The organism is Cupriavidus metallidurans CH34 (genome assembly GCF_000196015.1).
GTDB lineage: Bacteria > Pseudomonadota > Gammaproteobacteria > Burkholderiales > Burkholderiaceae > Cupriavidus > Cupriavidus metallidurans.
In genome coordinates, this window is record NC_007973.1 from 2,346,389 (window position 1) to 2,370,725 (window position 24,337).

At 59.1% G+C, this 24,337-nt stretch carries 17 protein-coding genes; 14 read left to right on the forward strand and 3 right to left on the reverse strand.

Annotated features, from left to right (window positions below; genetic code table 11):
• Positions 1 to 219: 219 nt before the first annotated feature.
• The 5 genes from RMET_RS10800 (at position 220) to RMET_RS10820 (ending at position 10,065) form a co-directional block, all read left to right on the forward strand.
• Complete coding sequence (locus RMET_RS10800) at positions 220 to 1,965, forward strand: peptidoglycan D,D-transpeptidase FtsI family protein (protein ID WP_011516857.1); 1,746 nt, start codon at positions 220 to 222, stop codon at positions 1,963 to 1,965.
• A gap of 127 nt (positions 1,966 to 2,092) precedes the next feature.
• Positions 2,093 to 4,414, forward strand: coding sequence for a penicillin-binding protein 1A (locus RMET_RS10805; RefSeq protein WP_011516858.1), 2,322 nt, complete (start codon positions 2,093 to 2,095; stop codon positions 4,412 to 4,414).
• A 66-nt stretch (positions 4,415 to 4,480) separates the two neighbouring features.
• A complete protein-coding gene (locus RMET_RS10810; protein WP_011516859.1) occupies positions 4,481 to 5,122 on the forward strand; it encodes a response regulator transcription factor in 642 nt (213 codons plus the stop codon).
• A 15-nt stretch (positions 5,123 to 5,137) separates the two neighbouring features.
• Positions 5,138 to 7,585 carry an ATP-binding protein gene (locus tag RMET_RS10815; protein WP_011516860.1) on the forward strand — a complete coding sequence of 816 codons (2,448 nt, stop codon included), beginning with the start codon at positions 5,138 to 5,140 and terminating at the stop codon, positions 7,583 to 7,585.
• A 293-nt stretch (positions 7,586 to 7,878) separates the two neighbouring features.
• Entirely contained in the window at positions 7,879 to 10,065 is a 2,187-nt protein-coding gene (locus RMET_RS10820; protein WP_011516862.1) for a c-type cytochrome, read from the forward strand.
• A gap of 708 nt (positions 10,066 to 10,773) precedes the next feature.
• On the opposite strand, the gene RMET_RS10825 is transcribed toward RMET_RS10820, so the two are convergent.
• Positions 10,774 to 11,121 carry a helix-turn-helix domain-containing protein gene (locus tag RMET_RS10825; RefSeq protein ID WP_035821966.1) on the reverse strand — a complete coding sequence of 116 codons (348 nt, stop codon included), beginning with the start codon at positions 11,119 to 11,121 and terminating at the stop codon, positions 10,774 to 10,776.
• Positions 11,122 to 11,331: 210 nt separating this feature from the next.
• On the opposite strand from RMET_RS10825, the gene RMET_RS32230 reads away from it, so the two are divergent.
• The 4 genes from RMET_RS32230 to RMET_RS10840 all read left to right on the forward strand — a co-directional run bounded on the left by RMET_RS32230 (position 11,332) and on the right by RMET_RS10840 (position 13,867).
• Positions 11,332 to 11,661 (forward strand): hypothetical protein, encoded by a 330-nt coding sequence (locus RMET_RS32230; protein WP_011516865.1) that lies wholly within the window; start codon positions 11,332 to 11,334, stop codon positions 11,659 to 11,661.
• A gap of 44 nt (positions 11,662 to 11,705) precedes the next feature.
• A complete protein-coding gene (locus tag RMET_RS10830) occupies positions 11,706 to 12,275 on the forward strand; it encodes a hypothetical protein (protein ID WP_011516866.1) in 570 nt (189 codons plus the stop codon).
• A gap of 395 nt (positions 12,276 to 12,670) precedes the next feature.
• Complete coding sequence (locus RMET_RS10835) at positions 12,671 to 13,015, forward strand: helix-turn-helix domain-containing protein (protein ID WP_152560248.1); 345 nt, start codon at positions 12,671 to 12,673, stop codon at positions 13,013 to 13,015.
• 231 nt (positions 13,016 to 13,246) lie between these two features.
• The gene (locus RMET_RS10840) at positions 13,247 to 13,867 is read left to right on the forward strand and encodes a hypothetical protein (protein ID WP_029310049.1); all 621 of its coding nucleotides are present in this window, start codon (positions 13,247 to 13,249) and stop codon (positions 13,865 to 13,867) included.
• 50 nt (positions 13,868 to 13,917) lie between these two features.
• On the opposite strand, the gene RMET_RS10845 is transcribed toward RMET_RS10840, so the two are convergent.
• The gene (locus RMET_RS10845; protein WP_011516870.1) at positions 13,918 to 15,369 is read right to left on the reverse strand and encodes an argonaute/piwi family protein; all 1,452 of its coding nucleotides are present in this window, start codon (positions 15,367 to 15,369) and stop codon (positions 13,918 to 13,920) included.
• A complete protein-coding gene (locus RMET_RS10850; RefSeq protein ID WP_011516871.1) occupies positions 15,366 to 16,685 on the reverse strand; it encodes a DUF4365 domain-containing protein in 1,320 nt (439 codons plus the stop codon). Before RMET_RS10850 ends, RMET_RS10845 begins: the two co-directional genes overlap by 4 nt.
• A gap of 621 nt (positions 16,686 to 17,306) precedes the next feature.
• Here RMET_RS10850 and RMET_RS10855 point away from each other — a divergent pair.
• From RMET_RS10855 to qatD, 5 genes are all read left to right on the forward strand, one after another.
• A complete protein-coding gene (locus RMET_RS10855; protein WP_011516872.1) occupies positions 17,307 to 19,439 on the forward strand; it encodes a helix-turn-helix domain-containing protein in 2,133 nt (710 codons plus the stop codon).
• Positions 19,440 to 19,555: 116 nt separating this feature from the next.
• The gene (locus RMET_RS10860; RefSeq protein ID WP_011516873.1) at positions 19,556 to 21,424 is read left to right on the forward strand and encodes a KAP family P-loop NTPase fold protein; all 1,869 of its coding nucleotides are present in this window, start codon (positions 19,556 to 19,558) and stop codon (positions 21,422 to 21,424) included.
• A complete protein-coding gene (gene qatB, locus RMET_RS10865; protein WP_011516874.1) occupies positions 21,424 to 22,296 on the forward strand; it encodes a Qat anti-phage system associated protein QatB in 873 nt (290 codons plus the stop codon). The genes RMET_RS10860 and qatB overlap by 1 nt, the downstream gene beginning before the upstream one ends.
• Positions 22,293 to 23,552 carry a Qat anti-phage system QueC-like protein QatC gene (gene qatC / locus RMET_RS10870; protein ID WP_011516875.1) on the forward strand — a complete coding sequence of 420 codons (1,260 nt, stop codon included), beginning with the start codon at positions 22,293 to 22,295 and terminating at the stop codon, positions 23,550 to 23,552. Before qatB ends, qatC begins: the two co-directional genes overlap by 4 nt.
• A complete protein-coding gene (gene qatD, locus RMET_RS10875) occupies positions 23,549 to 24,298 on the forward strand; it encodes a Qat anti-phage system TatD family nuclease QatD (protein WP_011516876.1) in 750 nt (249 codons plus the stop codon). Before qatC ends, qatD begins: the two co-directional genes overlap by 4 nt.
• The last annotated feature ends 39 nt before the right edge of the window (positions 24,299 to 24,337 follow it).

Sequence of the window (24,337 nt, forward strand, 5' to 3'; positions counted from 1 at the left end):
CGTTTGCCTGAAGCTGCAACGCTAAGCCGCCCACGCCACCGCTTTGCCCGGACTGGTCTCGTTTCCGGCCACGTTTCTGACCACGTTTCATCGCGCGACCACCGCAAGCCGGAAAAGCCATCAATTCCAGACTAGTCCGGCCCGCCGGTCGGCCGCGCATCAGTACCCTGTTCGATCCTGATTTGTGGGCGCGAGCCGCACGTATGTGTCCGGCGTTCAATGCGCCCGATTGCTTGCAACCGCCGCAACTTTGCCAACAGGCTGACGATGCCCAGCAAGCGCTACATTGCCCATTCCCAGAGCTTCGCGAACACCATCGGGAGTTTTCACCCCGGTCGCTCCCGGTTTCTTGTGTTCCTGATCACGCTCTGCTTCCTGGGGCTCGCTATCCGCGCCATCTGGATCGCCGGACCTGGCAACGCGTTCTACCAGCAGCAAGGCGATTTACGCGTCAGGCGACAGCTCGATGTTCCGCCGACGCGCGGGCGAATTCTTGATCGCAACGGCCATACGCTCGCACAGAGCCTCCCGGCCGGCGCCATCTACTTAAGCCCCCGTCAGATGGTCTCCAGTGACAAATACACGGGGCTTGCGGAGGCACTCGGTATGCCCCTGACAGAGATCGAGGCGGCATCGGCATCGGACCGGGGCTTTGTGTACCTCAGGCGCCAGACCGACGCGGCAACGCTGGAACTGGTCAAGACGCTTGCGTTGCCAGGCGTGGGAACGGTACGCGAGTTCAAGCGTGTCTATCCATCCGGCCCGCCCTTCGACGCCCTTCTCGGGCTGGTCAATCTTGACGGCATCGGTATCGAGGGACTGGAACTCGCACTCAATGACCGGCTGAAAGGCGCGCGCGGGCGGAGCGTCGTCGAGAAGGACCGCCTTGGCAACATCCTCTCCCAGCTGGTGATTGCCGAGGCCGAGGACGGCGGCGATATCCATCTGTCGATCGATGAGCGGCTGCAAACCGCCACATACCAGGCACTGCAGCAGGCATCGGAAACGGTGAAGGCTCGATCCAGCCTTGCCGTGGTCACTGACGTCAAGACCGGCGAGATCCTCGCCGCCGCAAGCTGGCACGCCGATAGCAGCAAACGTCGCGCTGCGGCGCTGATCGACGCCTTCGAGCCAGGCAGCATCATCAAGCCGCTGATCGTCGCGGGTGCGCTGGAACTGAAGCGCGTTGCACCAGACACGTTGATCGAGACGAACGGCAGATTCGATTTTGCCGGCGCGAAGATCACAGACGTCCGGAACTTCGGCCAGCTATCGGTCGCGGGCGTTATCGAGAAATCGAGCAACATCGGCATGGTGAAAATCGTCTCCCGCCTCTCGCCGGACGAACTGTGGACGCACATGCACGCGCTCGGCTTTGGGCGAAAGGCTGACTCCTTCCCATTTCCCGGCCTGGGTAGTGGTCGCATGCATAGCGCGCGGGGGATGACGCCGATTACCCAGGCGACCATGGCATATGGATACGGGCTGACCGCCTCCGCGCTACAGATCGCGCAGGCATATGCGGCGATCGGCAATCGCGGCCAGCTTATCCCCCTTACCCTCGAACGGCGGCCAGCAGGAAGCGAGACGCGCGGCACGCAGGTCCTGACGCCAGCAACCGCGGAGGCCGTGCTGGCCATGCTCGAACGCGTGACCGGTGCCGGAGGGTCAGGCCGACAAGCCCGCGTGAACGAGTACCGCGTCGGCGGCAAAACGGGCACGGCCTACCTGCACGTCCCGGGACGTGGATACGACAAGAAGCGCTACCGCGCGTCGTTTGCCGGCGTGGCACCCCTGTCCGCGCCCGAGATCGCCGTCGTGGTCAGCGTCGAGGATCCCAGCGAAGGCAGCCACTTCGGCGGCAAAGTCGCAGCGCCAATCTTCGCGCAAATCGTCTCGCGTGCCATGCAATTGCGGCATGTGGTTCCAGATGCCCCACCGGCCGAGGCCAACATCGCACGTTGAGTCTCAGTTCGGGCCAATTCCAGACCAGTCTTGTATGCAGTCCGGAAACCGTCCGACAGACTGATGGTCACAGCCACCCTCAGGATATACCGGCGCGCGGCGATCCACGCGTGCCCAGCCTTCAGCGATGCCAACAGAGTCAAAGCCGGAAACCACCAACACTCCCGGACGGGCCCGGATTGCAACCTGCCTGGGCGCGCTTGCCGGTCTCCTTATCGCGCTGGGAATGGCCTTTGGCGCCTGGCACGTCTATCAGGCATGGCTGTCGCTCCCGGACGTCAATAGCCTTGCCGCGTTCAAGCCAGACAGGCCGCTGCGCATTTATTCTCAGGATGGCATCCTCCTGGCCGAGTATGGCGACGAGCGCCGGGAGATCGTCCCGCTTTCCAGAATTCCGATCGTCGTGCAGCAGAGCCTGCTGGCGATCGAAGATGCGCGGTTCTACGAACACGGTGGCGTGGACTTCTCGGGATTGTTCCGCGCTGCATGGGCCAACTTCGCATCGGGCCGGCACGCGCAGGGGGCCAGCACCATCACCATGCAGGTAGCGCGCCGCCTGTACCTGTCCAGCGAGAAGACTTACGACCGGAAGCTGCGCGAAGTTCTTCTGGCCTTCAAGCTGGAGCAGCAGTTCAGCAAGCAACGGCTGCTTGAGGTCTATATGAACCAGATCTATCTGGGCGAGCGCGCATACGGATTTGCTGCCGCGGCGAGCATCTATTTCGACAAGTCACTCGACCAGTTGACCCCAGCGGAAGCCGCCCTGCTCGCGGGCCTCCCCAAAGCACCGTCCGCATTCAACCCGACGGTCAACCCGGAGCGTGCCCGCGTACGCCAGCGGTACATCCTCGCGCGCATGCACGAGCTTGGATATCTGGGCGACGAACAGTACGCATCCGCATTGGATGAACCGCTTCGGCTGAAGCCACGTAGCTATGCCATCGACCCGGCATTTGCCTTTCCGGTGGAGCGCGCACGCCAACTGGTCGTGGACCAGTACGGTGAACGCGCCTATCGCGATGGCCTGGACGTGACGCTAACCATTCAAACCGCCACGCAGGCAGCCGCTTACGATGCCCTGCATGACGGCCTGCTTCGCGCCCAGCAAAGACGACGCTATATCCCGCTGGGACGGGTGGCCATCGACGGCAATGCGCCAGCATCGGGGCTTGACGACTATCCGGATCGGGACGGCCTCACCACGGCCGTCGTCACCGCCACGGCCGATCGCAGCGGCCGCCTGACGGTCAAGACGCGCGATGGCACGACCCTTCGTGCGCAAGCACCCGCGTATGCCGCGACGCCGCTGACGCGCGGCACGGTTGTCACCATGGCAAGCCTGGGTGGCAAATGGGAGATCGGGCAAGCGCCCGACATGGAGGGCGCGCTGGTTTCCATCGATTCCGTCAGCGGCGATGTCGTGGCGTGGGTGGGTGGCTATGACTTCCATCGCGGCAAGTTTGATCACGCCGTGCAGGCGTTGCGCCAGCCGGGCTCCTGCTTCAAACCCTTTGTCTACTCCGCCTCTCTCGAAAAAGGCTACTTTCCGGGAACCATGGTGGACGACAGTCAGCGGGTACTGGACTCGACCGTCACCGGTGCCCGGCCCTGGCGGCCCAAGAACTACGGCGGCCGCTACGACGGCTTCATCACGGCACGCGAGGGGCTTGTCCGCTCCAAGAACCTGGTGACGGTGGGGCTGACGCAGGCTTCCGGTATCGATTACGTGCGGGATTTCGCGCTGCGATTCGGCTTCGCGCCAGACCTGAATCCCGGCAGTTTCCCCCTGGCGCTGGGCGCCGGCAGCGTGACGCCGATGCAATTGACGCAGGCGTACGCCGTCTTCTCCAACGGCGGCTATCTCGTGCAGCCGCGCCTGATCGCCCGGATCGTGCAGCGCGGTGACCAGGAGCTCTACACATCGGCCGGAGACATCGAGCGCAAACAGATCATCTCCCCACGCAACGCGTTCATCATGGACTCGCTGCTTCGCGATGTGGTTCGGAAAGGCACCGGTCGCGCGGCGGCCCATATCGACAAGGCCGACGCTGCCGGCAAGACGGGGACCTCGAACGATGCCAGGGACGCATGGTTCGCCGGATACGCGACGGGGCTGGCGACCACCGTATGGGTAGGCCATGACCAGTTCCGCAGCCTCGGGGCGGTCACGGGTGGGACGCTTGCACTGCCGATCTGGACGGACTTCATGCGCCACGCCACGGCTGACCGCGCCCCGATCAGCAGAGCGTTGCCGGACGATGTTGTCGAGGAAAACGGCGACTACATCTACCGCGAGTATCGTTCGTCCGCCTGCGTGAGCGATTCCCACGCATTCATCCGGACGGGATACCGCTGCGCATCCGAGCCCGCGCCTGTCCCGACACGCGAGCAGCAACGCGAGCACGAGCAGATTCTGGAGTGGTTCCGGCAAGACGCCGATAACGTGTGACGCCTCGGGCGCGATTGCTGCAAGGCTTATAATTCAGCGCCTGCGATACGTCTTGGAAACCGCAAAATGCCCATTTCGATCATGGTCCTGGATGACCACGAAATTGTTCATCAGGGTATCGTCCGGGTACTGCAGCAGAACTCTGCATTCGCAATTCTCGGGACATTCACCCGCAGCAGGGATTTCGTGCAGGCGCTCAGGAACAAGGCGCCCGATCTGGTGATCATCGACTATGCGCTAGAGCCTTCGGATGCGGACGGCATCGGCGTTATCCGGATGATCCGGCGACAGTATCCGGGCATCAAGATCCTCGTTCTATCCGCCCACGACAGCCCCGTCACTATCGCCCTGGCAATGAAGGCGGGGGCCGATGGGTACTGCATCAAGAACGGCTCGATTGCCGATATTACGGCGGCTATCGCCAAGATTCTCCGGGGGGCAAGCCACATCCCAGCCCAGGTTGCCTCGCTTTCCGTGTTCGGCAAGGAACAGGGGGAAGGCGCGCCGGGCTCGGGGGGCCTCACCGCCGCGCTGACCGAAAAGGAACGCGAGGTGCTCAGGTGCTTTCTGGACGGGATGACGGTCAACGAAATCGCCGCGAAATTCTCGCGCAGCAAGAAGACGGTGAGCGGCCACAAGCAGTCGGCGCTCCGCAAGCTGGGGATCCGCTCCGACAACGAACTGTTCAAGGTGCGCCACCTTATCTGACCTACGCCCAGCGACTTGCCCGCAACCCAGGACGAAGATATCGATGTCGGCACCGAATCCCCACGCATCATGAAACGGGCACTGCTTCTGATCCTGGCTGTCCTGGCCGGCTTCATTCCGTACGCCCGCGCCATGGCGCAAGGTTCCTGGGGAGCGACGGAGGAAGCATGGCTGAAGGAGCACCACGTCCTGCGTATCGCGGTGGACCCCTACTGGCAACCGCTCGAATATGTCGAGAAAGGAACCGCTCACGGGCTCAGCATCGCCTATATCCATGCCATTGCCGATCGGCTTGGCCTGACGGTGCAACTGGTGCCCACGAAGTCATGGTCGGAATCCGTGCGCAAGCTTCTGGACGGCGAGGTGGACGTGCTGCCCGCCGTGCCCGACTTCCAGTTGCCCAAGTCCGCCGGAACACGGATTGCACTGACACGTCCCTACTACGTCGGCACGACACTGGTTGTCGCAAAGGCGCGGGACAACAACTACTTCGATCTATCGAGCTTGGGCTGCATTACCGTAGCGGTCAAGGAAGGCGGCGCCTATCACCAATGGTTCGAAGGGCACCCGTTGCCTTGCACGCGGCTACTCCCGGAGCCGAGCGACAGCATGGCATTGGCGGCAGTTCGTGACGGCAAGGCTGCCGCCGCTGTCGGGCCGAGCGCGGTACTTCATCCGCTCATCCGGCTGCAGTACGACAAGACGCTTCATATCGCGGGGACCATCGCCGAGCTGCCGCTGGTGCTGCGCATGGCTGTCCGCCAGGATTCCGCGCCGCTGCTCTCCCTGATGAATCAGGCGCTGGCATCGCTCAGCGCCGGGGAAACCGACCAGCTCTATCAGAACTGGCTGGAGGGCGCGGATTACCTTCAGCCATCGCTCAAGGCACTCTGGCACTACTACGGCGCCACGATTGTGCTTTTCCTGATCGTCCTGATATCACTGGGCGTTTCCGTCTACCAGGCGATGCGTGCCCGCGCCAATGCCTTGAAGAGCGAGAAGGTGAAATCCGAGTTCCTGGCCATCATGAGCCATGAGATACGGACGCCCATTAGTGCGGTCGTGGGCGCGCTGGAGTTACTCGATCGGGAAGACAACAACACGCCAAGACGAGAACTTCTTCATCGGGCTCGAGAAAGCGCCGACTCGTTGCTCGCGGTACTCAATAACGTCCTGGACTATTCAAGCATCAGTACCGGGAAGATCCTCGTGAAGCCCTCGGCGCTGCGTGTGAACGACCTCGTCCGCTCGGTGCTCGATGGCTTCGAAGCCATCGCCGATCGCAAGGGCATTGCGCTCCAGCTGAACGACCAGTCTGGCGGTCACACCATCAACCTGGACGGTAATCGCATACGCCAGGTGCTGGGCAATCTCGTGGCAAATGCGATCAAGTTCACCGAGCAGGGTACCGTCACGGTCGACGTCCGGTTGTCCCGGTCAGAGCGATCGTCGGAACGCGTCACGCTGGCGATCCGCGTAAGCGACACGGGCATCGGCATCGCGCCAGAGGATCAACCAAGGCTGTTTCAGCCCTTCAGCCAGGTGGGGAACGCCCGTCAACGCCAAACGGGTAGCAGTGGCCTTGGCCTCTCCATCTGCAAGAAGCTCGTGGAAGCCATGGGGGGAAGCATCTCGATCTGGAGCACCCTCGGGCAGGGTACGACGGTCGAGTTCTCGCTGGAATCGACGATTGCCGACACACACGAAACCGCCTTGCCCCCCTCGCCACAGGTGGCAGCAAGCGTCTCCGGGGAGATTCTGGTCGTTGAAGACACGCCGGCCAACCAGTTGGTGCTCATGGAGCAGTTGCGCGCGCTTGGGTATGACCCGGTGCTTGCGGAAGCCGGCGCCCAGGCCATCGACCTGTTCTCGACTCGATCGTTTGCCGCCATTCTGCTGGACCTTCACTTGCCGGACGTCGACGGCTTCACAGTCGCAAAGCAAATGCGCGCCCGGGAGGACTCGACGCATTCGCAACCCACACCAATCATCGCCGTGACGGCCGAAGCCGGGCCGGAACAGGCATTGCGTTCGCTGGATGCGGGCATCGATTGCGTTCTAGCCAAACCGATCAATCTGCAGGGATTGCAGGAAACATTGCACCTGTGGATTCCGGATTGCCACGCGACTGGCGCGATCGGGGCGACTGCTACCGACGCACTCAACGCACTCGACGCCAGCCATTCCAGCCATTTGGAACGTACCAAGTCCATGGCGGAATACGCGCTGCTCGAACTTGCGGCCCTCGATGTCGCCGCGCGGGCGCGAGACCCTGTCATGGCCGGACATCATCTCCATCGCCTAAAGGGGACACTGCTCCAGTCCTCGCAGCTCACAAACCTGGCTGAGAGCATCCCGTCCATCGAGGCCAGCCTCGACAAGGACGTCGACTGGGATGGCATTGTCCTGAGCCTTCAATACCTTCGACCCGAGATTCTCAGGCGGTCAGCAGATGACGCTTGATGCTGGCGAGCGCGGCAGATCGCCCTCTTCCGGACTCCACCTCGACACCCGGCAAGCGCGACGCGCTTGCGCACACCGAACTATCCAGATCGCACAGACAACGACTGCGAGCGATTGCCCGCCGATGGGATCGGTAAGCGCACCGAGAGTTACTTCCACATCACTAAATGATTGATCTACGTCAACTCCATGTGCGGGGTGTTGGCGCGACCATGCACTGACAAAACCCTTTGGACATCAAGGGCATAAAACACGCGGAACCTCATGGGGTTCCGTTCCTACCGCACACAATAATGAGAATTCCCGCGATCACCATTCGAAAGGCCCTGCAAGGCGGATTGGCCTTGCTGACGGCCATCGGGGCGACATATGCCCTGGCACAAACCGAGCCCGCACCTTCGCCAAATGCGACCCATCCCCAGGTCATCGACGACTTGCCGGCGAACTACGCTGCCAGCCTGGATGCAGCGACTCGGAAGCAAGTCGAACGGGGCCGATACGTAGCGCGGCTAGGCGATTGTGTCGCCTGTCACACCGGCACCGACAAGTCCAGACCGATGGCAGGCGGGCTTGCGCTGGAGACGCCATTCGGCACGCTGCATTCGACCAACATCACACCCGACCCCGAAACCGGGATCGGGCGATACAGCTTCGCGCAGTTCGACCGTGCGATGCGCAAGGGCGTGGCCGCCGACGGCCACAACCTGTATCCGGCCATGCCGTATCCCTCCTATGCCAAGCTCACGCAGGAGGACATGCAGGCGCTGTACGCATACCTGATGCACGGCGTGAAGCCAGTCCGCCAAGCCAATCAGCCGTTGGGGATGTCATTCCCCTTCAACCAGCGCTGGGGATTGGCAGTCTGGAATTGGCTGTTCCTGGACGCAAAGCCCTTCCAGCCCAATGCAAAGCAGGACGCGGAATGGAACCGCGGCGCCTATATCGTGCAAGGGCTCGGACACTGCGGCGCATGCCATACGCCTCGCGGCATTGGCTTCCAGGAGAAGACCATGTCCGATGCTGGCAGCACGGGCAAATTTTTCCTCGCGGGAGAGACCGTGGAGGGATGGCGCGCACTGAGCCTGCGCAGCCTGTGGACGCCTGAGGACACCGCCGAGATTCTGAAGACCGGGCGCAACCAGCATGGCACGGTGTCCGGAAACATGGTCGACGTGGTGCAGCACAGTACCCAGTACATGACGGATGGCGATCTGAAAGCCATCGGCGTCTATCTCAAGTCGCTACCGGCTGCGGGGCATGACAAGCCGATGCAGGTCGCACAGGGGCCCGCGCCCTCCATCGCGCCGCGCGCGTCAAAGGCCGAATCGGACGTTGTACCGGCCACCGCATCTGGAGCGCCCGCCGACCTCTATACCTCGCGCGGTGGATTGGGATACCTGCAGTTCTGCACCGACTGCCATCGCTCGGATGGTGCCGGGGTATCAGGCGTGTTCCCGGCGCTTGCGGGCAACCCGGTACTGATGTCCGACGACCCCTCGACGCTCGTTCATATCACGCTGACGGGCTGGCGTTCCGCCCAGACTGCCGACAATGCCCGCGTCCTGAGCATGCCGGCATTCGCCCGCCTGAGCGACCAGGAAATTGCCGAGATCCTGAACTTCACCCGCAGAAGCTGGGGCAACGCCACAGCCAAGCCGATCGCGGCAGCCACGGTGCGGAGCATGCGCAAGCAACTCGACGTCCGTAAGCTTGACGACAGCAAGTTCGAGACCCCGCGCATCGCCAACATCTTGAAGGAGTCCAACGCCACACAGCTGGTTCTTGGTGCCCGGCTGAACATCAACACGCACGAGATGCTGCCCAGGAATGTGGGCAATGCGCTGAACTGCGCGAGTTGCCACCTGAATGCCGGGACCGTCGCGGATGGCTCGCCGTATGTTGGTGTGTCCGCGTTCTTCCCGAGCTACGCGCCGCGGGCCGGCCGGGTCATCACGCTGGCAGACCGTATCAACGGTTGCTTCCTGCGATCGATGAACGGCAAGCCGCTGCCGCTCGACTCCGAGGAACTCAAGGCGATGGTCGCTTACTTCGACTGGATGAAACGCGAGACCAAGCCAGAGGACAAGGTCGAAGGCCGCGGTGTCGGCAAGATCGACCGCCGCCTGGTACCGAACGTGGAAAACGGCAAGAAAATCTACGCAGTCCAGTGCGCGCTATGCCACGGTGACGGCGGCGAAGGCATCAAGAATGCCAACGGCAAGTGGGTCTATCCGCCGCTGTGGGGCGACGAGTCCTTCAACATCGGTGCGGGTATGGCGCGAACCTATACGGCAGCGGCCTTCGTCAAGCGCAACATGCCCATCGCTTTCCATAACGGGTTCCCCTTGGGCCAGGGCGGGTTGACCGATCAGGAAGCAGTGGATGTCGCCGAGTACTTCACCCACATGCCCCGGCCAGACTTCGCGGCCAAGGTCAAGGATTGGCCCAACGACAAGAAGCCGGCCGACGCACGTTACTAACGCTTCTTGGCTGGCGCGGCCCCGACGTCAAAACGTTGGGGCCGCCGACGCCAAATGTCGGATGTCGGAAACACACGCTACCTGGAGGGATAGGACGTCGGCACAGTGCGCAGCATCGCGTGCGCGGCGTGTCATCAGGTGCATGGAAGCTCCAGGGACGCCAGAGAGGCTGTAGAACTGCAGGCCTTGGCTGACGATCCGCTCTCCATCGAACGGCCTCCAAACCTGGAATTCTTGGCCCGCCCTAGAGGATTCGAACCCTTATATTAGGTCACATAGCCCCTCCACAAACGCCCTCTTCCCCACCAGCCGCGCGCAGCTTGGGTTTCATGCTTGGAGCCAAATACGCACCTGGGTGCATATTTGAATCTTGTTCATAGGAGAACTCTGGCGCCTGCCGTAGCTAGCTACGGTGAAACATCTGACCTACAAGGTCTGTGGATAACCTGTTGATATGCTGTGCATATCCATGCACCGCCCTCATGCGACGGTGCAGCAAGAGGATGATTCCGAGGCCATCCGTTGCGGGCCGAGTACGCAGATTCCCTGGCAACATCAGGCAATAAGTTTCCCGCAAACTGGCCTAGCGCCTTTCATGCGGCAAAAATTGGCCTGAAATTGTGAAGCGATTTGGGGTAGCTGGCCGCCATCGTCGCTTAGTCGCACCTAGTGTCCGGAGGGAGCACGATGCTACGGCCGCACTCTCAGTCAGGACTGTTTCCCGAGAAGCCCCTTCGAGAACAGCCTGTTCTCGACAATGCGCTCAATCTCCTTCCTGTCGGCCTTAATCAGGTACGGCCAGGAGAGGAGAAATTCCGCGAGCTCGTCGTTGTCGCAATAAAGGTATGCCGTCGGAACCTTGAGCACCTTCGCCAGCTTCTGAGCGATTTCAACAGCGGGCTGGTGAACTCCACTCTCGTATCGGCTGATGCGTGCGCTGGCAATAGTTTCGTCCAGGCCGATTTCCACGCCGAGCTTATCTTGGGGAATGCCGGCACGCCGCCTTGCCTGCCGCAAGCGACGTCCAAAAACAGTAACCGGCTCCTTTTTTCCCATTCTTCGAATATCGTAGATTTCGCATTGCGTTTCCCTACGAAATTCGTAGAATCAGGAACAAACTACGAACAGCCAAATGCACTTGACAAACCGCCATTTCATGGTTCGTTTGTCGCTATAGGCGTCATAAACAACCACTGGAGCTGACGCTCTCGCTCGCACGAGGGAACACTCCTGACGTACCCGCCACAAACTGCTGGAGCCCAAGAAATGAACCTCAACGATGTACCTGACGACTTCCCACGGCCCACGCTTCCAGCCGTGGTTCTTGGCGGGCAGCCAAAAGTGGGCGCCACCTTGTCATGGAACGTCTACGTTGCAGGCTTGACTCCAGAAGAGAGATACGAGCGCTGGTTCATATGCGAGGACATAGCCAAGCAATTGCTTCCCGTCGCTCAAGAGGATGCAGCGAAGTTTCCCCACCATTCGCCAAACGAGACGCTTAGACGCGTTCGCGTGTCAGTCGCACGCAAAGGTTGGGTATCGGCTGCAGAACTGGATTGGCTCATTCAACGACTGAAGACCCCGCTGCAATGGTAGGAGCCGAGGTTCTGGCGTGGAACCATGTATCTGGAGAGCGCAATATGTCATGCCGCGATGACGAAAGCGAAGCTGCGTCTTCTCGCTACGCGCCTAAGCCCGCCCTTCACCTCGGACGCATCGTCCAGGACATTCCGCCGGTGGTTCACGCCTTGGGAAAGGCAACGTGCCGCACCCCGGACGAGCTCCTGGCCAGCCGAACGCGCTTTGGCTATCCCACCTATGCAATCGAAGACCCCGACGATAGTGTGACCTGGTACTTCTCAAACGACTTGCAGGAGGCAGTTGCCCTCGGGCTGAAGTGGCTCGAGAAGGACTGCGCTCTAATACAGATTCCCGAAGACCAAAATGGTGAGGTTGTCTATGCCTACGTAGCGCGAGGTCTCGAACATGACCCAGACCTCGAGTGCCTTTTATATCGTGAAGGCTTCTGGCGCGCTGCGGGCGGGGACATGAATGAAGCAGCGACACCGGAAATCATGACTCGGTTGCGTATTGAACTCTTCAAGCTCCTAGCCCGATTGGGGGGAGGACAATTCCTCTTGCTCGACTTCTCAAATCCGGCTTCTGTTACAAGGCACCTAGAGAACTGGGAGAATGACCTTGAGCCGTAGCACAAATCGGCTGCTGGCCATCTTGCGCAGGTTAGAGCCATGACCAAGCGGCTTTCGGGAGCTGTAGCTGCGCTCTACCGGCAACCAGACGATGACCTCCGCCAGGTGTACGGCCAGTTGCTAACGGAGGCGGAAAGGCTCCCATGCCTTTCCTCGGTTGCCGTCATCTCCATCACTTTGCCTGGACGCCAGCCAGCAGGCGTGGATGGATTCGAGCACGTACTACGAGTGAGCTTCGCAGACGTCAACTTGCTCACCCCGACGCTCTCTCACAGGGATACGAACTCCCACGCCCCGAGTTCGCTAGAACTGAATGGAGTGGAGCGGCGGATTTGTCCATGGGTCGCTGGAGCCCTGTACAAGTGATGACACGCAGCCACCTTACACTAGACGAAATGGAGGCTGAGATAGGAGGCTATCTAAGGACCTACCGCATCCATCGCAACATCGACCAGGCTACCCTCTCAATGCGAGCTGGCATCAGCGTGCGGGCTCTACGGAATCTCGAGACAGGCAACGGTTCGTCATTGCGCACCCTCTGCACGGTGCTTAGAGCCTTGGGCCGCGAAGGATGGCTCGACATGATTGCGCCTGTTCCCACCATCAACCCGTTGATGCTTACAAGGCAAGCAAAGCCACGACAGCGGGCAAGCAAGCCCAGGAAAAAGAAGACCACATTCAAGGAGGCTTTGGCGGCGATACCAAACGTCGGTGAAGATGACTCCGACTCACGGAAATAGTCAGAGGAAGTGAAACCCGATTTCCAAATTGCCGTTGGGGACCGACCGGTCCTTCTTGCTTCTGTGAGGGCCGATTCACGCACGTACACGTGTCCGCGGGCTGACGGAAAAAAACAAGCAGCGAACTACGACATTTCACTGATTGTTGGCTAAAGTGCTGGCCGGTGCCTGACTGCGTCCAACCAGTCCCGCATATTTTCATCCACTAGGAGAACTGAATTGGCGAGGGAAATGTATCACGGAAGTTTGTCCGAAAGCATCACTGTCTTCGATGACTTCACCCATTTTGGAACCAGAGATGCAGCCATTGCCGCTGCGGCCGCCAAAGCCTACGCCCAACCGGGCAGCATACGTCCTACGGCGTATCTTTACTGCGTTCAAATCCAGGTCAGTGATTCCCAGATTCATAAAGTGGAAACGGGGGACTGGGGCGACCCTACCCTGTATTCGACATGCCGCACACTATTGAACACTCAGAGATTCCCGGAGCTCAAGGACATTGAGTTACAAGCAAGAAAAATTAGAGAAGGCCGAAGCCGTCAGAGCAAAATCGATGCGGAAAAATACCTTATCCGCGCAATGGCGGATGCATTGCAGGACAGGGTCGGCGCCTTTGAATACACCAACAAGGTTGAGGACGAACGCAGTCAGAGCCTTCTTGTGGTTCGTGGAGCGAATGTCGTCAGACACGGTAAGGTTGAGAAGATTGAGCAATCTCAGCTAGAAGCAGCGCGGGTGCACAACCCGCTTCACCACGCCAATTCTCCGGCGAATCAGTTCCAAGAGGTTGCACCCCATATTCAGGCGAGGGATGAATTCAGAAATCAGCGCCCCTCATCCAGTCGGACGTAGGGTGATTCGACCGTCCAGCCTAGCAGCTAGTTTGACTGGACGGAGGAGAGCTACATATAGAAGCTATAGCGCGGCTGCACCACATCACCCTCCGGCACGTACTTGAGAACCTTTCCAACCTGTTGGGCTACACGCATCGTAATGGGCTCTGCGCCATCAAACTGGGTGTTGTTCCAGTTGAGCTTCGTGAGGGCAAGAATCTCTTCGGCTAGTTTGCGCGGGCTTGTGTCCGCCTGGGCAATCTGAAACTTCAATGGTCGGGGTACATACATCCCTGGATACGTGGCGTAATACGGCACGCTCCCTCTCGTATAGAGGAGGTGATTTGCCTCGTCCAAGCTCAGCATTGTCCCTCGCAGCGGCGGATAAGTACCTTCTCGAAACAGGCGGGTGAACGACTTCGTGACCACCATAAAATCGGCAGTCTCCAACCCCTGGTCGTCGACCGCACCATTGAATCCCTCGAGTTCGTCTTTGCTGTACTTCGAGCTCTTATGCACAACCACACGTGCCGGCAAATGCCTATGTTCGCGCCTGTACTCCTTCAGTGCAGTCGTGAGCAGGAGATACGCATCATTGCGAGAGAGGTGCGGTTGCCTGTCGTCCTTCAAGAGCTCAACAGCCTTGCCGCGTACGATTACTCCTTCGCCACGTTCGTCATAGACCTGCGCCATGCTGGTCACCAGAGTTGCTTGGTCCAGTGAGCGATAAAAACTGATGCCGACAAAGCAGGCTTGGAACTCTGACGGGTCGCGTACGATACGCCAAGGACGATAGTTTGCCTTGTAGTAAAGTGCAGTGTGGAAGTTCCACGCCCTGGTAGCCTCATCCTGCAGTGCACGCTTCTCCCCCTTCTTGCTCTTCTTTCCTTTCGCCGTCTCATCGTAAGTCTGCGGCAGAACGAGTTGAATAGGTTGGTTCATTCGCATGACCTTCGCTTTCAGCATATTACGAAGGTCAAACGTGCTGCCGTACTCGAGGGCGTCCTGCTTGGGGTTGAATTCAGCGGTTGCTTCGTTGGCATCGTTATCTTCCAGCGCCACCAGTTCCTGCGGAACGCCCACGATGACGACATCCGGCCGCCCGGACTCACTAATGGCCTGAACTTCGTCCGCCAGCATTGACTGCCCATCAGCGACAGCCATCAGTTCGGACTGAGCAGTAATGCGGCTTAGCTCTCGGCTCGACAGAGTCCGCACTGAGCTCGCGTCGATATTGAAGTCGGCACGAAACGGCGAGTCAGCGCCAAAGCCCGGAAAATCCGGGAATAAGTGAGGCTGTCGGCTGGCTTTAGCCTTTATTCCAGCCTTGCTACGCTCGAGCCACTGGAGGATGCCGTCTACTGTTTGTTGGGTGCCGACCACTCCAAGACGAATGCGGCGAGGTTGCCCTTCAATACTATCGAGCGGGCCGAACAGAGCGATTCCTTGGCGCATATCGACATGCCTGTGATGTCCGCCAAACTCCAGCTCTGGCTCTTTCAGAAAGTCAAGTTTCATCATCCGAGCTCAAACAGTGGTGCAGAGGAGGTCTCGCCTTGCTGTTTGTCTATATTATCCGATGAGGCCCATGCGCTGTCATCGATACCTCGGTCGATACCAAACGTGACCGGAACACCGAAGTCGAGAAACGGATAGCCCTCGTCAAACAGGCCTGGAGGATTGCGCAGCAGGTCGGCCCACATCATCAACTGCCCGCGAATCGCGCCATTTTTCTCGAGTTCCTTGATGCCCTTGAGCCAGTCTTCATGCCATTTGCTTTGCTCAGTACCGTTCCTGGTGAAGAAGTATGTCGGCGTAACCTCGAGATACCAGTCGCTGCCGAACCGGTAGAACTGGGCCTTCATTGCTGAATGCCTATAGCCCATCAAGTGCTTCTTCTGCTTGTTGCGAAGCTCTTTGAATACCTCTCGCGCTGTCGACTTCTTGTCCCCACGATAGGCATAGTCATACGGCGTGTTGCTTTCAGACGGCGGGAAGAAGAAGCATCTCATAGCTTTGTCAAAGCGAAGTGCCTCGGGCATTGACCGCAGCTTCTCTCGCAGACAGCTGTTCATGAGGCTCACAAAGTCGCGCTGTCTGTCAGGGTCAGGTGATGCGGCCCACTCCTTGATACCGAAGTCTTCCACGGTGCCTCGGTCGCACAAGTTGTGATAGCGCGGCTCAGTTAGGTCGCGAACCGTAAGTATTCGTTCGTTCTTCAGAATGAACTCGAGCCGCAGATTGGCCTCACGTAATGCCGCACCGAGGTCCTTGGCCGTCCGATAAGGAGTTTCCGCCAGGTAAAGTCGCTCCGGCAGCTTCGTGACCGGCAGTAGGTTGCTGACAAGCGTTTCGCGCCTTACCAGCGCAGGCGCAACGCCACGGGGTGAAGCCGCCTGGGCGACCTCAATGAGTCTGGCCTTGCTGCTTTCGTTTAGAACATCTCTGGCTTTAACGAATCGAAGCCGCTTCTCGCCCCCTTCCGTGGGAGGCTTGATGACTTGCCAGTAGCACTCGTTTGTACTTGGTCTCGAAACGATGAGGATTACGGGGACACTATGTCCGAGCCAGTAGTCCATATCCCTGGAATCCGGCCAATAGTCGAAGCCGGCATTAGTCTCATTCTTGAACTCCGAGACCGCTTTGCTCTGTACCTTGAGCAGCATGCCAGTCATCCGACCATTGGCCGCGTCGCGAATTTCGATTTCGCCGTCGATGCCGGCGTCGTGTTGCGCCGTCGGTCTCCAGACCAGTCCCATCCGAGAGACCGTTAGTTCAATCAGGCCCGTTCCCTGGGTGCCCAACAATTGGCTGTCGGTCAGCTTCTTCTCGCTCATTTCTTATCCAATAGACCTGCTTCTGAGGTTGTCCGGCTAGCCAGAGACGAGGTGCGGACTTTCGATACATGGACTTGAGACATCGACCATTGTAAATGCTGGCAAATGCACAAGGGAGCCTGCCGCAGAGACCGGGGGCTGACATGAGTTCTCCGCAACACTCTTGGGCACCATGGCGCCCAAGATTATGTCTCCGCAATCTGTCAAAGGTCCTACGGACATCTCCAGCGACGTCGCCCGAATCCACGGTGAAGCGCCACATGGCCACCATCGCATGCAGCCCAGCAAGACCGACAACCCTTCTGGCGGCGGTCGCGGCAACAACCCTCTACAGGACAAATGACGGCCTACGGGCCTCCGGCACCAACCTGGCCGCCGGGGTTCCTCGATTTGGTCGGCATCGACAGCAAGCCGAGCCACCCTCGTGATTTGCTCGGAGACTCCCATCCTCGCGTCCTCCCACTAGCCGCCCAAGCTTCTCCGACCAAAAAATGCCGCATACTGCATATTTTGAGATATACGAAATCGTCCACAGAAACATTTCAGCAACGTTTCTGCATCGTTGTTGCAACGAATTCAAAATGTGCTATCCTGCAAGCTAAACATCACACGAGGCGCAGTATGAGCACGCAAACACCGATGGCAATTGGTCACTACCTTACTCAACTGCGGGAGCACGCCGGGCTTAAGCAGGCAGAGCTTGCCCGGAAGGTAACTTGGAGTCCTGCTGTACTCTCGAGGGTTGAAAGCGGCGAGCGTGAGTTGAATCCGGAGGAGCTTGGCGAAGTTCTGCGCGCAATCGGGACCGACGATGCGCTGAAGCTCGGCGAACGACTCCAGCGTTCGTGGGAAGTTCTGGTTGCTCCGCCGCTAACCCACCCAGAGCAGGATTTGCTGTGGGAAGCCGAACTTGCGTCGAAACAATTGCGAGCCCTGTCGGCCGCGGACGATGTGTCAGCGGCTTTCCAGCGTCGAATCGACGAATATCTCGAAGAATTGCAATACCTTGCAAGCCTCGTCCTAAAGCGCGACCACACAGTCGCGTTCATTGGCAGTATTGGGATTGGTAAATCAACTGCGATTTGCCGCATGACTGGCCTCGAAGTAGCCGACGACGGCGCTCCTGTTCAACCGGTCTTGGAAGCAGGCGCAGGCGGTATCACGGTATGCGAAGTTCATCTTTACACGGGACCGCAGTACGGCATAGTCGTGGAACCGTGCTCGGATGAGGAAATTCGCCAGCATACGACTGACTTCGTCGAACATATCAGCCGCACTGGAAATCCAGCCAGTAATGATGATGCCGAACCGTTGGAAAATGAGGGTCAGGGCATTTCGCGTGAAATTGAGCGCGCCATTCGCAATATGTCTGGATTGCGAGTACGGAAGGAAAAAGTCGACGGTAAGACCACCCGGCGAGATGACGCAAAGCAACTAGCGCTTTCTCATGCATCTGCAAGAGAGTTGCTAGTCGAAGTGCTTGCTCGTATGGAACTGCACAAGCGTGATGCCAGGCACATCTGGTACGACGCTTCCACGGGCAAGCCTCCGCTCGTATGGCTCAAGGAGACATTTGAGGCCATCAATAATGGACGGCTTCCCGAATTCACGTTGCCGAAGCGCATCGAGGTAGTTGCTCCGGTGGGCCTGTTGAAAGGAGTCGATTTGTCAGTTCGGCTAGTGGACACAAAGGGTATCGACCGAACCGCTGCGCGCGCCGACCTCGAGGTCCACCTCGAAGACCCCCATACCCTCGCTGTTCTCTGCTCCGGATTCAACAATGCTCCTGGCGCTGAAGCACGCCTGTTGCTCAATCGAGCGCGAGATGCCGGCATCCGAAACCTTGGCCTTAACGCTGCAATTGTGGCTCTGCCGCGACCAGAAGAAGCGCTCGCGGTAAAGGACGACGCAGGCGACCGTGTTGAAACTGTTGAAGAAGGTTATGAACTGAAAGGAGACCAAGTAGCGACAGCTCTGGAGCCTCTAGGTCTGGCGGAGTTGCCTGTCGGCTTCTTCAACGCGCGCGAGGATGCCCCTAGCAAGCTACAGGAATTCGTTGCTTTCCAATTGCGTCGCATCCGAGATGATTTTGCAAAGCGGCTCGCGCAGGCAACCGCCAATGTGCAGGAGGTAATCCAGAATAGAGAGGAAGAACAGAACCAAGCCATCATTCGCGAAGCCGCAGCGCAACTGAAGCACTGGCTAACTCAGAACACCGACAGCCCGCCGCTAAAACAGCAGATACATGCAAGCCTCATCAATGAACTCGCCAAGGCACACGCTAGCACCGTGCATGCTGCTGTGAGACGAGGTGGGGACTGGCCGAACCTCAACTACAGTCACCAACTGGGTCATGGCGCACGAGTCCTGGCTACTGGTTCGCTGGGGCGCAAGATAAAGGATTTCCACGCTATTGCTGAAAATCTGCGCACGAATCCCGAGTACGCAAAGGCCGTATCGTTGATTGGGCAGGCAGAAAGCGTCTTGCTCGTAGCATTTGACGGGGTGCTCACCAGAATGAGGCTGCTTGGGGAGACGCTATTCGAGGATGAGATGAGGAGGGACGCGATGTTCTGGCGGGATTGCGAGAACGAGTGGGGCCAGGGTAAGGGCTACCGTGAACGAGTGGCGGAACGCAGCAAGCAGTGGTTTGATGACGAGCGCAAGGACGAGTTGAATCAAGCAATCCAAAGTCTGCTATCCACAGAGTGGGGCGAAAGCGTGGCGCGCGTTTCGGCTCTTCTGGAAGCCTAAGCTTGATTCTGAGGGTTGAAACGCTCCGCTCTCGCCCTCCCCCGAGAACGGCGAACACCTGTCCGTAGGCGTATGGCTAAGGCGAATGCTGGAAACACTAACCCCTGGAGCTGTTGATGTGGCATGACAATGAGACTACGGTGGACTATGTCAACTTTAAACTGGTGGCGAAGGTCTGCGCGGACCTAATCAGAAACTCCGGTGGGGACCCAATCTCGATTGGTGTCTCAGGTGGCTGGGGTACTGGTAAGTCCTCACTCGTCCGCATGATTGAAGCCGAACTGATTTCTGCCAGGAAATCAACTGCGTCATCCCGGGACAATAGTGAACCTTACGTAGTCGTGACCTTCAACCCTTGGCTGTACCAAGGATTTGAGGACGCCCGCACCGCTTTGCTGCAAACAGTCGGTGACGCCGTTCTCAAACAGGCAGAGGGCTCGCAGACGCTCACCGATAAGGCGAAAGCGTTTGTGAAGCGAATTAACCTGCTGAGGCTGGCCCAGCTTGGTGGCGAAGTGGCGGCGACGCTGGTCACGGGTGTTCCCGTCGGCTTGCTCAGCAAGGCATTTGACCTTGGTATCGGCGCTTTTCAGAAGGGCTCAGCGTCGGAGGTCGTGGACGCAATGAAGGGAGTACCAGAGGCGACGAAGGGCTTGATTGACGACGCAAAGCCACGGTCGCTACCCAAGGAAATCCAAGGCTTTCGGGATGACCTTGAAGAACTACTGAGTGAATTGGGTGTAACCCTTGTTGTGTTTGTGGACGATTTGGACCGTTGTTTGCCAAAAACCGCAATCGCGACTCTGGAAGCCATCCGTTTGCTGCTGTTCCTCAAGGGCAGCGCATTCGTAGTAGCCGCAGACGATGTCTTTATTCGAGGGGCGGTGCGAGTGCATTTCACCGGCACAGGCCTGGCCGACGATGTCGTCACCAACTATTTCGATAAGCTCATACAGGTCCCGCTACGGGTACCGCGCCTGGGTCCGAATGAAACTAAAGCATACGCCGCCCTGCTATTCCTTGAGCGTGCCCATCGAGAGAAGAGTATTGACGACACTCATTTCGAACTGGCCAAGAAGCGCGTGGAGGAGCGCCTTCGCGAAACTTGGAAGGGTAAGCGGGTAGACCTCAGCTTCTTGGAAAGCCTCGCGCCTCAGGCAGACGCCGAGTTGCAGTCGCTTATGGGACTAGCCGAACGCCTTTCACCTCTGCTGCTCAACGCGCGCGCGGTCCAGTCGAATCCCCGCCTGGTCAAGCGATTTCTGAACACGGTTTTTCTCCGTCAGGCGATGGCTAAGCCGCAGGGCATCGAAGTTGACCTTCCGGTGTTGGCAAAATGGCATCTACTCGAGCGTTGCGAAGAGGGGCTCGCAAATGCGCTAGCTGAACTCGTTTCCGCCGATAGCGATGGGAAGGTTGCAGCAATTCGCCAGGGGGAAGAAGCGGCAAAGGATGCCGACCGGGCGCTTCCCGAGGTGTTCGGCGAAAAGCCCTTCGCTCGCGAGTGGCTGCACCTGCAACCATCGTTGGCAGACATCGACTTGCGGCCGGTGTTGCATTTGAGCCGAGACGGCACCGTGCGCGACTTTGGCCATGATGCGCTCACCAGTGAAGGGAAGGTACTGCAGGAGGCGCTGGTGGCCACTCGCACCAAGAGCAAGCAACTCGCCGACGATATTCGTGCAGCAGGGGAAACACAGGCCATTCTCGCCATGACCCGCGCATGGGAAGCCCGCCGTGCCTCGCGTGACTGGAGCAAGTCTGAGGAAGTGCTGATGCTGACGGAAGTCTGTGAAGTCTTCCCTGCAGCAGGTCCGCGCGCCGCAGCGCAACTTGTGGAAGCGCCCGTCACTCAGATTAGCCCTGGTCTAGTCCAACGGCTTGTGTCCGCTCCCTGGGCCCGCGAATTGGTGAATCGTTGGGAAGCTGATAGCCAGACGAGCGAAGCGGTCAAACGCGCAATACGCGCGGCAAGGAAGACGTAATGGGAACCTCAACTTCTAGTGCTGGGGCGCCAGGTGGCAGCCCATTTGACCCACCTTGGCTGACAGATGTCGAACAAGGCATCGACACTTCGCAATCAGATGCACCGCTGGCGCCTGTTCCGCCCGCCCCTCAGCCCGACGGTGGGGCCGACGATACCGAAACTGGCGCAGACGCGGATGCCGTGCAAACCGTTGGGCCCAATATTGCACCTCCTGGGCGATACGGTGAAGCACGACGAGCGCTGTCATCGTTTGTAAAAGGCGGCGGCAGCGCTGATTTGCGAAAGGGTATCAACCGCCTGGTGAACAAGGGCATGGGCGGTTCGAAGCGGGCGGCCTCGCGCATGCAGTCAACAGTGACAGCAGCGGCTGCACTAGGTGGCCTACTTTCGGCAGCGCGAGCGGGTGGGGACCCTGGCATTGACGCCTGGGTGGCTTCGGTCAAGCAACGTGGCCTTTCCGCGACAGACATCGCCCTTGAAGTCGCAGAGCGCCTCCTGCCAAATGGCGGCAGCATAGACGAGGAGTCAGCAAAACACGCCATGGACCAAGCCATCATCAAGCTCTACGACACGGACCCAAACGCGGACATATTCAATCTGACAGACGACCAGATTGCTGATGTGATGACCTACACAATTGCCTACGATGTGTACAACCGAGTTCAACTCGAATTGGGACGGGTATTTGAGAAGCTTAAGTACTCCGCTAAGGTGGTCCATGAACGACTTGGACAGGTTCTTGACTATGTTACTGGTGTGGTCGCTGATGCGATGAAGGGTGCCCGCGAGGGTAAGAAGCCACGGTCGATGCGCGAGGTATCTGCCAAGGCAATGGATGATGCGATGTTCGTATTTGGGACAGCAGAATGAAGGTCATTTGCACAAGCTTCGACGCAAGACCTCGAGCCATCTCCGCTGGGACTCGCGCCTTCACATTCTTTCAGAGTTCAGACGTCGCGGGCAGCGAGCGAATCGCGAACGGCTGGCTGCAGGAACTGGAGCGTGCCGGCTATGCCCCTTCGATTCCGATTTGGGATTTCGTGCTGTTTGGGTTCGCTGTATGCGCTGCGGACCTTGCAGTGCCGCGCAACAAGAGCGCCGATGGCTGGACCCGGGAACTCGAGTTATCGGTCACCGTCGTCGACCCGACTCCGTGGAACGCCCAGCGGCCATTGGTCGAGGGGATGCTACGCATACTGACTGGTGATTTTTGGTCGGTGACGTTTTTGTCCGACGGGCCACAGCCGCCGCGCGGACAACGGAGGATTTGCGACCGCGATTGCGTGGCCTTGCTTTCTGGTGGGCTGGACAGTCTAATCGGCGGCATAGATGCAGTCGCAAAAATGCGGCGCCCCATCTTCGTATCGCAGCTCGCCTACGAGGACTCCGAGCGCCAACGCCAGTATGCGGCGGCGCTCGGTGGAGCCGCATGGCACCAACAATGGAGTCACCGAATCGACCCGGCTGCGCCGAGGGAGCCTTCGACGCGAGCACGGTCCATGGGATTCTATGCACTGGCTGTGCTGGCAACTTCCCTACTGACGACCACAGGCCCTGCCGAGATTCTGGTTCCTGAGAATGGATTCATTAGTGTAAATCCACCATTACTTCCTGGACGGATGGCAAGCCTCAGCACTCGGACGACGCATCCGCTCTTCATGAAGCAGCTCCAAGGCCTTCTCAAGGCAGTGGGGATTCCAGCCAATCTGTCTATGCCTTATCGGTTCAAAACGAAGGGCGAGATGATGATGGAGTGTCTTGACCAGAAGCTGCTCGCGCACTTTGCATCGGACTCCACAAGCTGTGGTCGATACCGGACCTATAATCGGACGCACTGCGGACGGTGCGTGCCCTGCATGGTCCGACGGGCGGCGTTCCTGCGCTGGGGACAGGCTGACGACACGCGCTACAAGTTTCCCAACCTTCGGCTCTCTGAAAAGTCGGCGGCCGACGACCCGATGGCGGTAGCGTGCGCAGTTCTCGCGACGGAGGCCAATGGAATTGATGCATTCCTTGGCGCGACCTTATCGTTTGCGACGCAAAATGAAAGGGTCCACTATCGAGATGTCGCGGAACGCGCACTGTTGGAGCTTTCGACATTGCTGAAGCAGGACGGTGTTCTATGATGGATTTTCACTGTCATCTCGACCTGTATCCATCTGCTCGCACCGTTCACACCGAGGCCGCTCGTCGCTGTGAATTTGTGTGGTTGGTCACCACCAGCCCGAGAGCCTTCATTGCCACATCGCGCATACTGCAGCCTGCCCCGACCATCATCATCTCGCCTGGCCTTCATCCCGAGGTGGCACACCAGCGGCACAATGAGTTACCTCTGCTGCTTGAGGAGATTGGGCGCGCATCGGCGGTCGGCGAAGTTGGCCTAGACGGCTCAGCGCGCTATCGCGAGCACTTCTCAGTCCAGAAAGCAATCTTCGAAGCAACAGTAGAGCGATGCAGTGAGTTGGGTGGCAGGGTCCTGAGTATTCATTCTCGCTCTGCCGCCAAAGAGGTTCTTGACACGCTCGAGCGACACAGCGCACATGGCACAGCTGTTTTGCATTGGTTTAGCGACTCGCCGACACAACTGAGACGTGCTATTGAGCTCGGCTGCTGGTTTAGCATAGGCCCTGCTATGTTGCGTAGTGCCAATGGGTTGCGTCTGGCTGCGTCGCTGCCTTCGGAGCGCGTCGTACCGGAGAGCGATGGCCCCTTCGCAAAGCTGGACAGTCGGCCCATCATGCCGTGGCAGGCCATGGACATCGTAGGGCCCTTGGCCAACGTCTGGGGCCTGACGGAGGACAAGGTGCGGGCACAGTTGACCGAAAATGGGCGAGAGCTACGCCATATGATGACAGCAGAGAACTCGCAGTGAATTGGCCGTGGGGACTAAGAACATGGCTGCAGCCGGCGT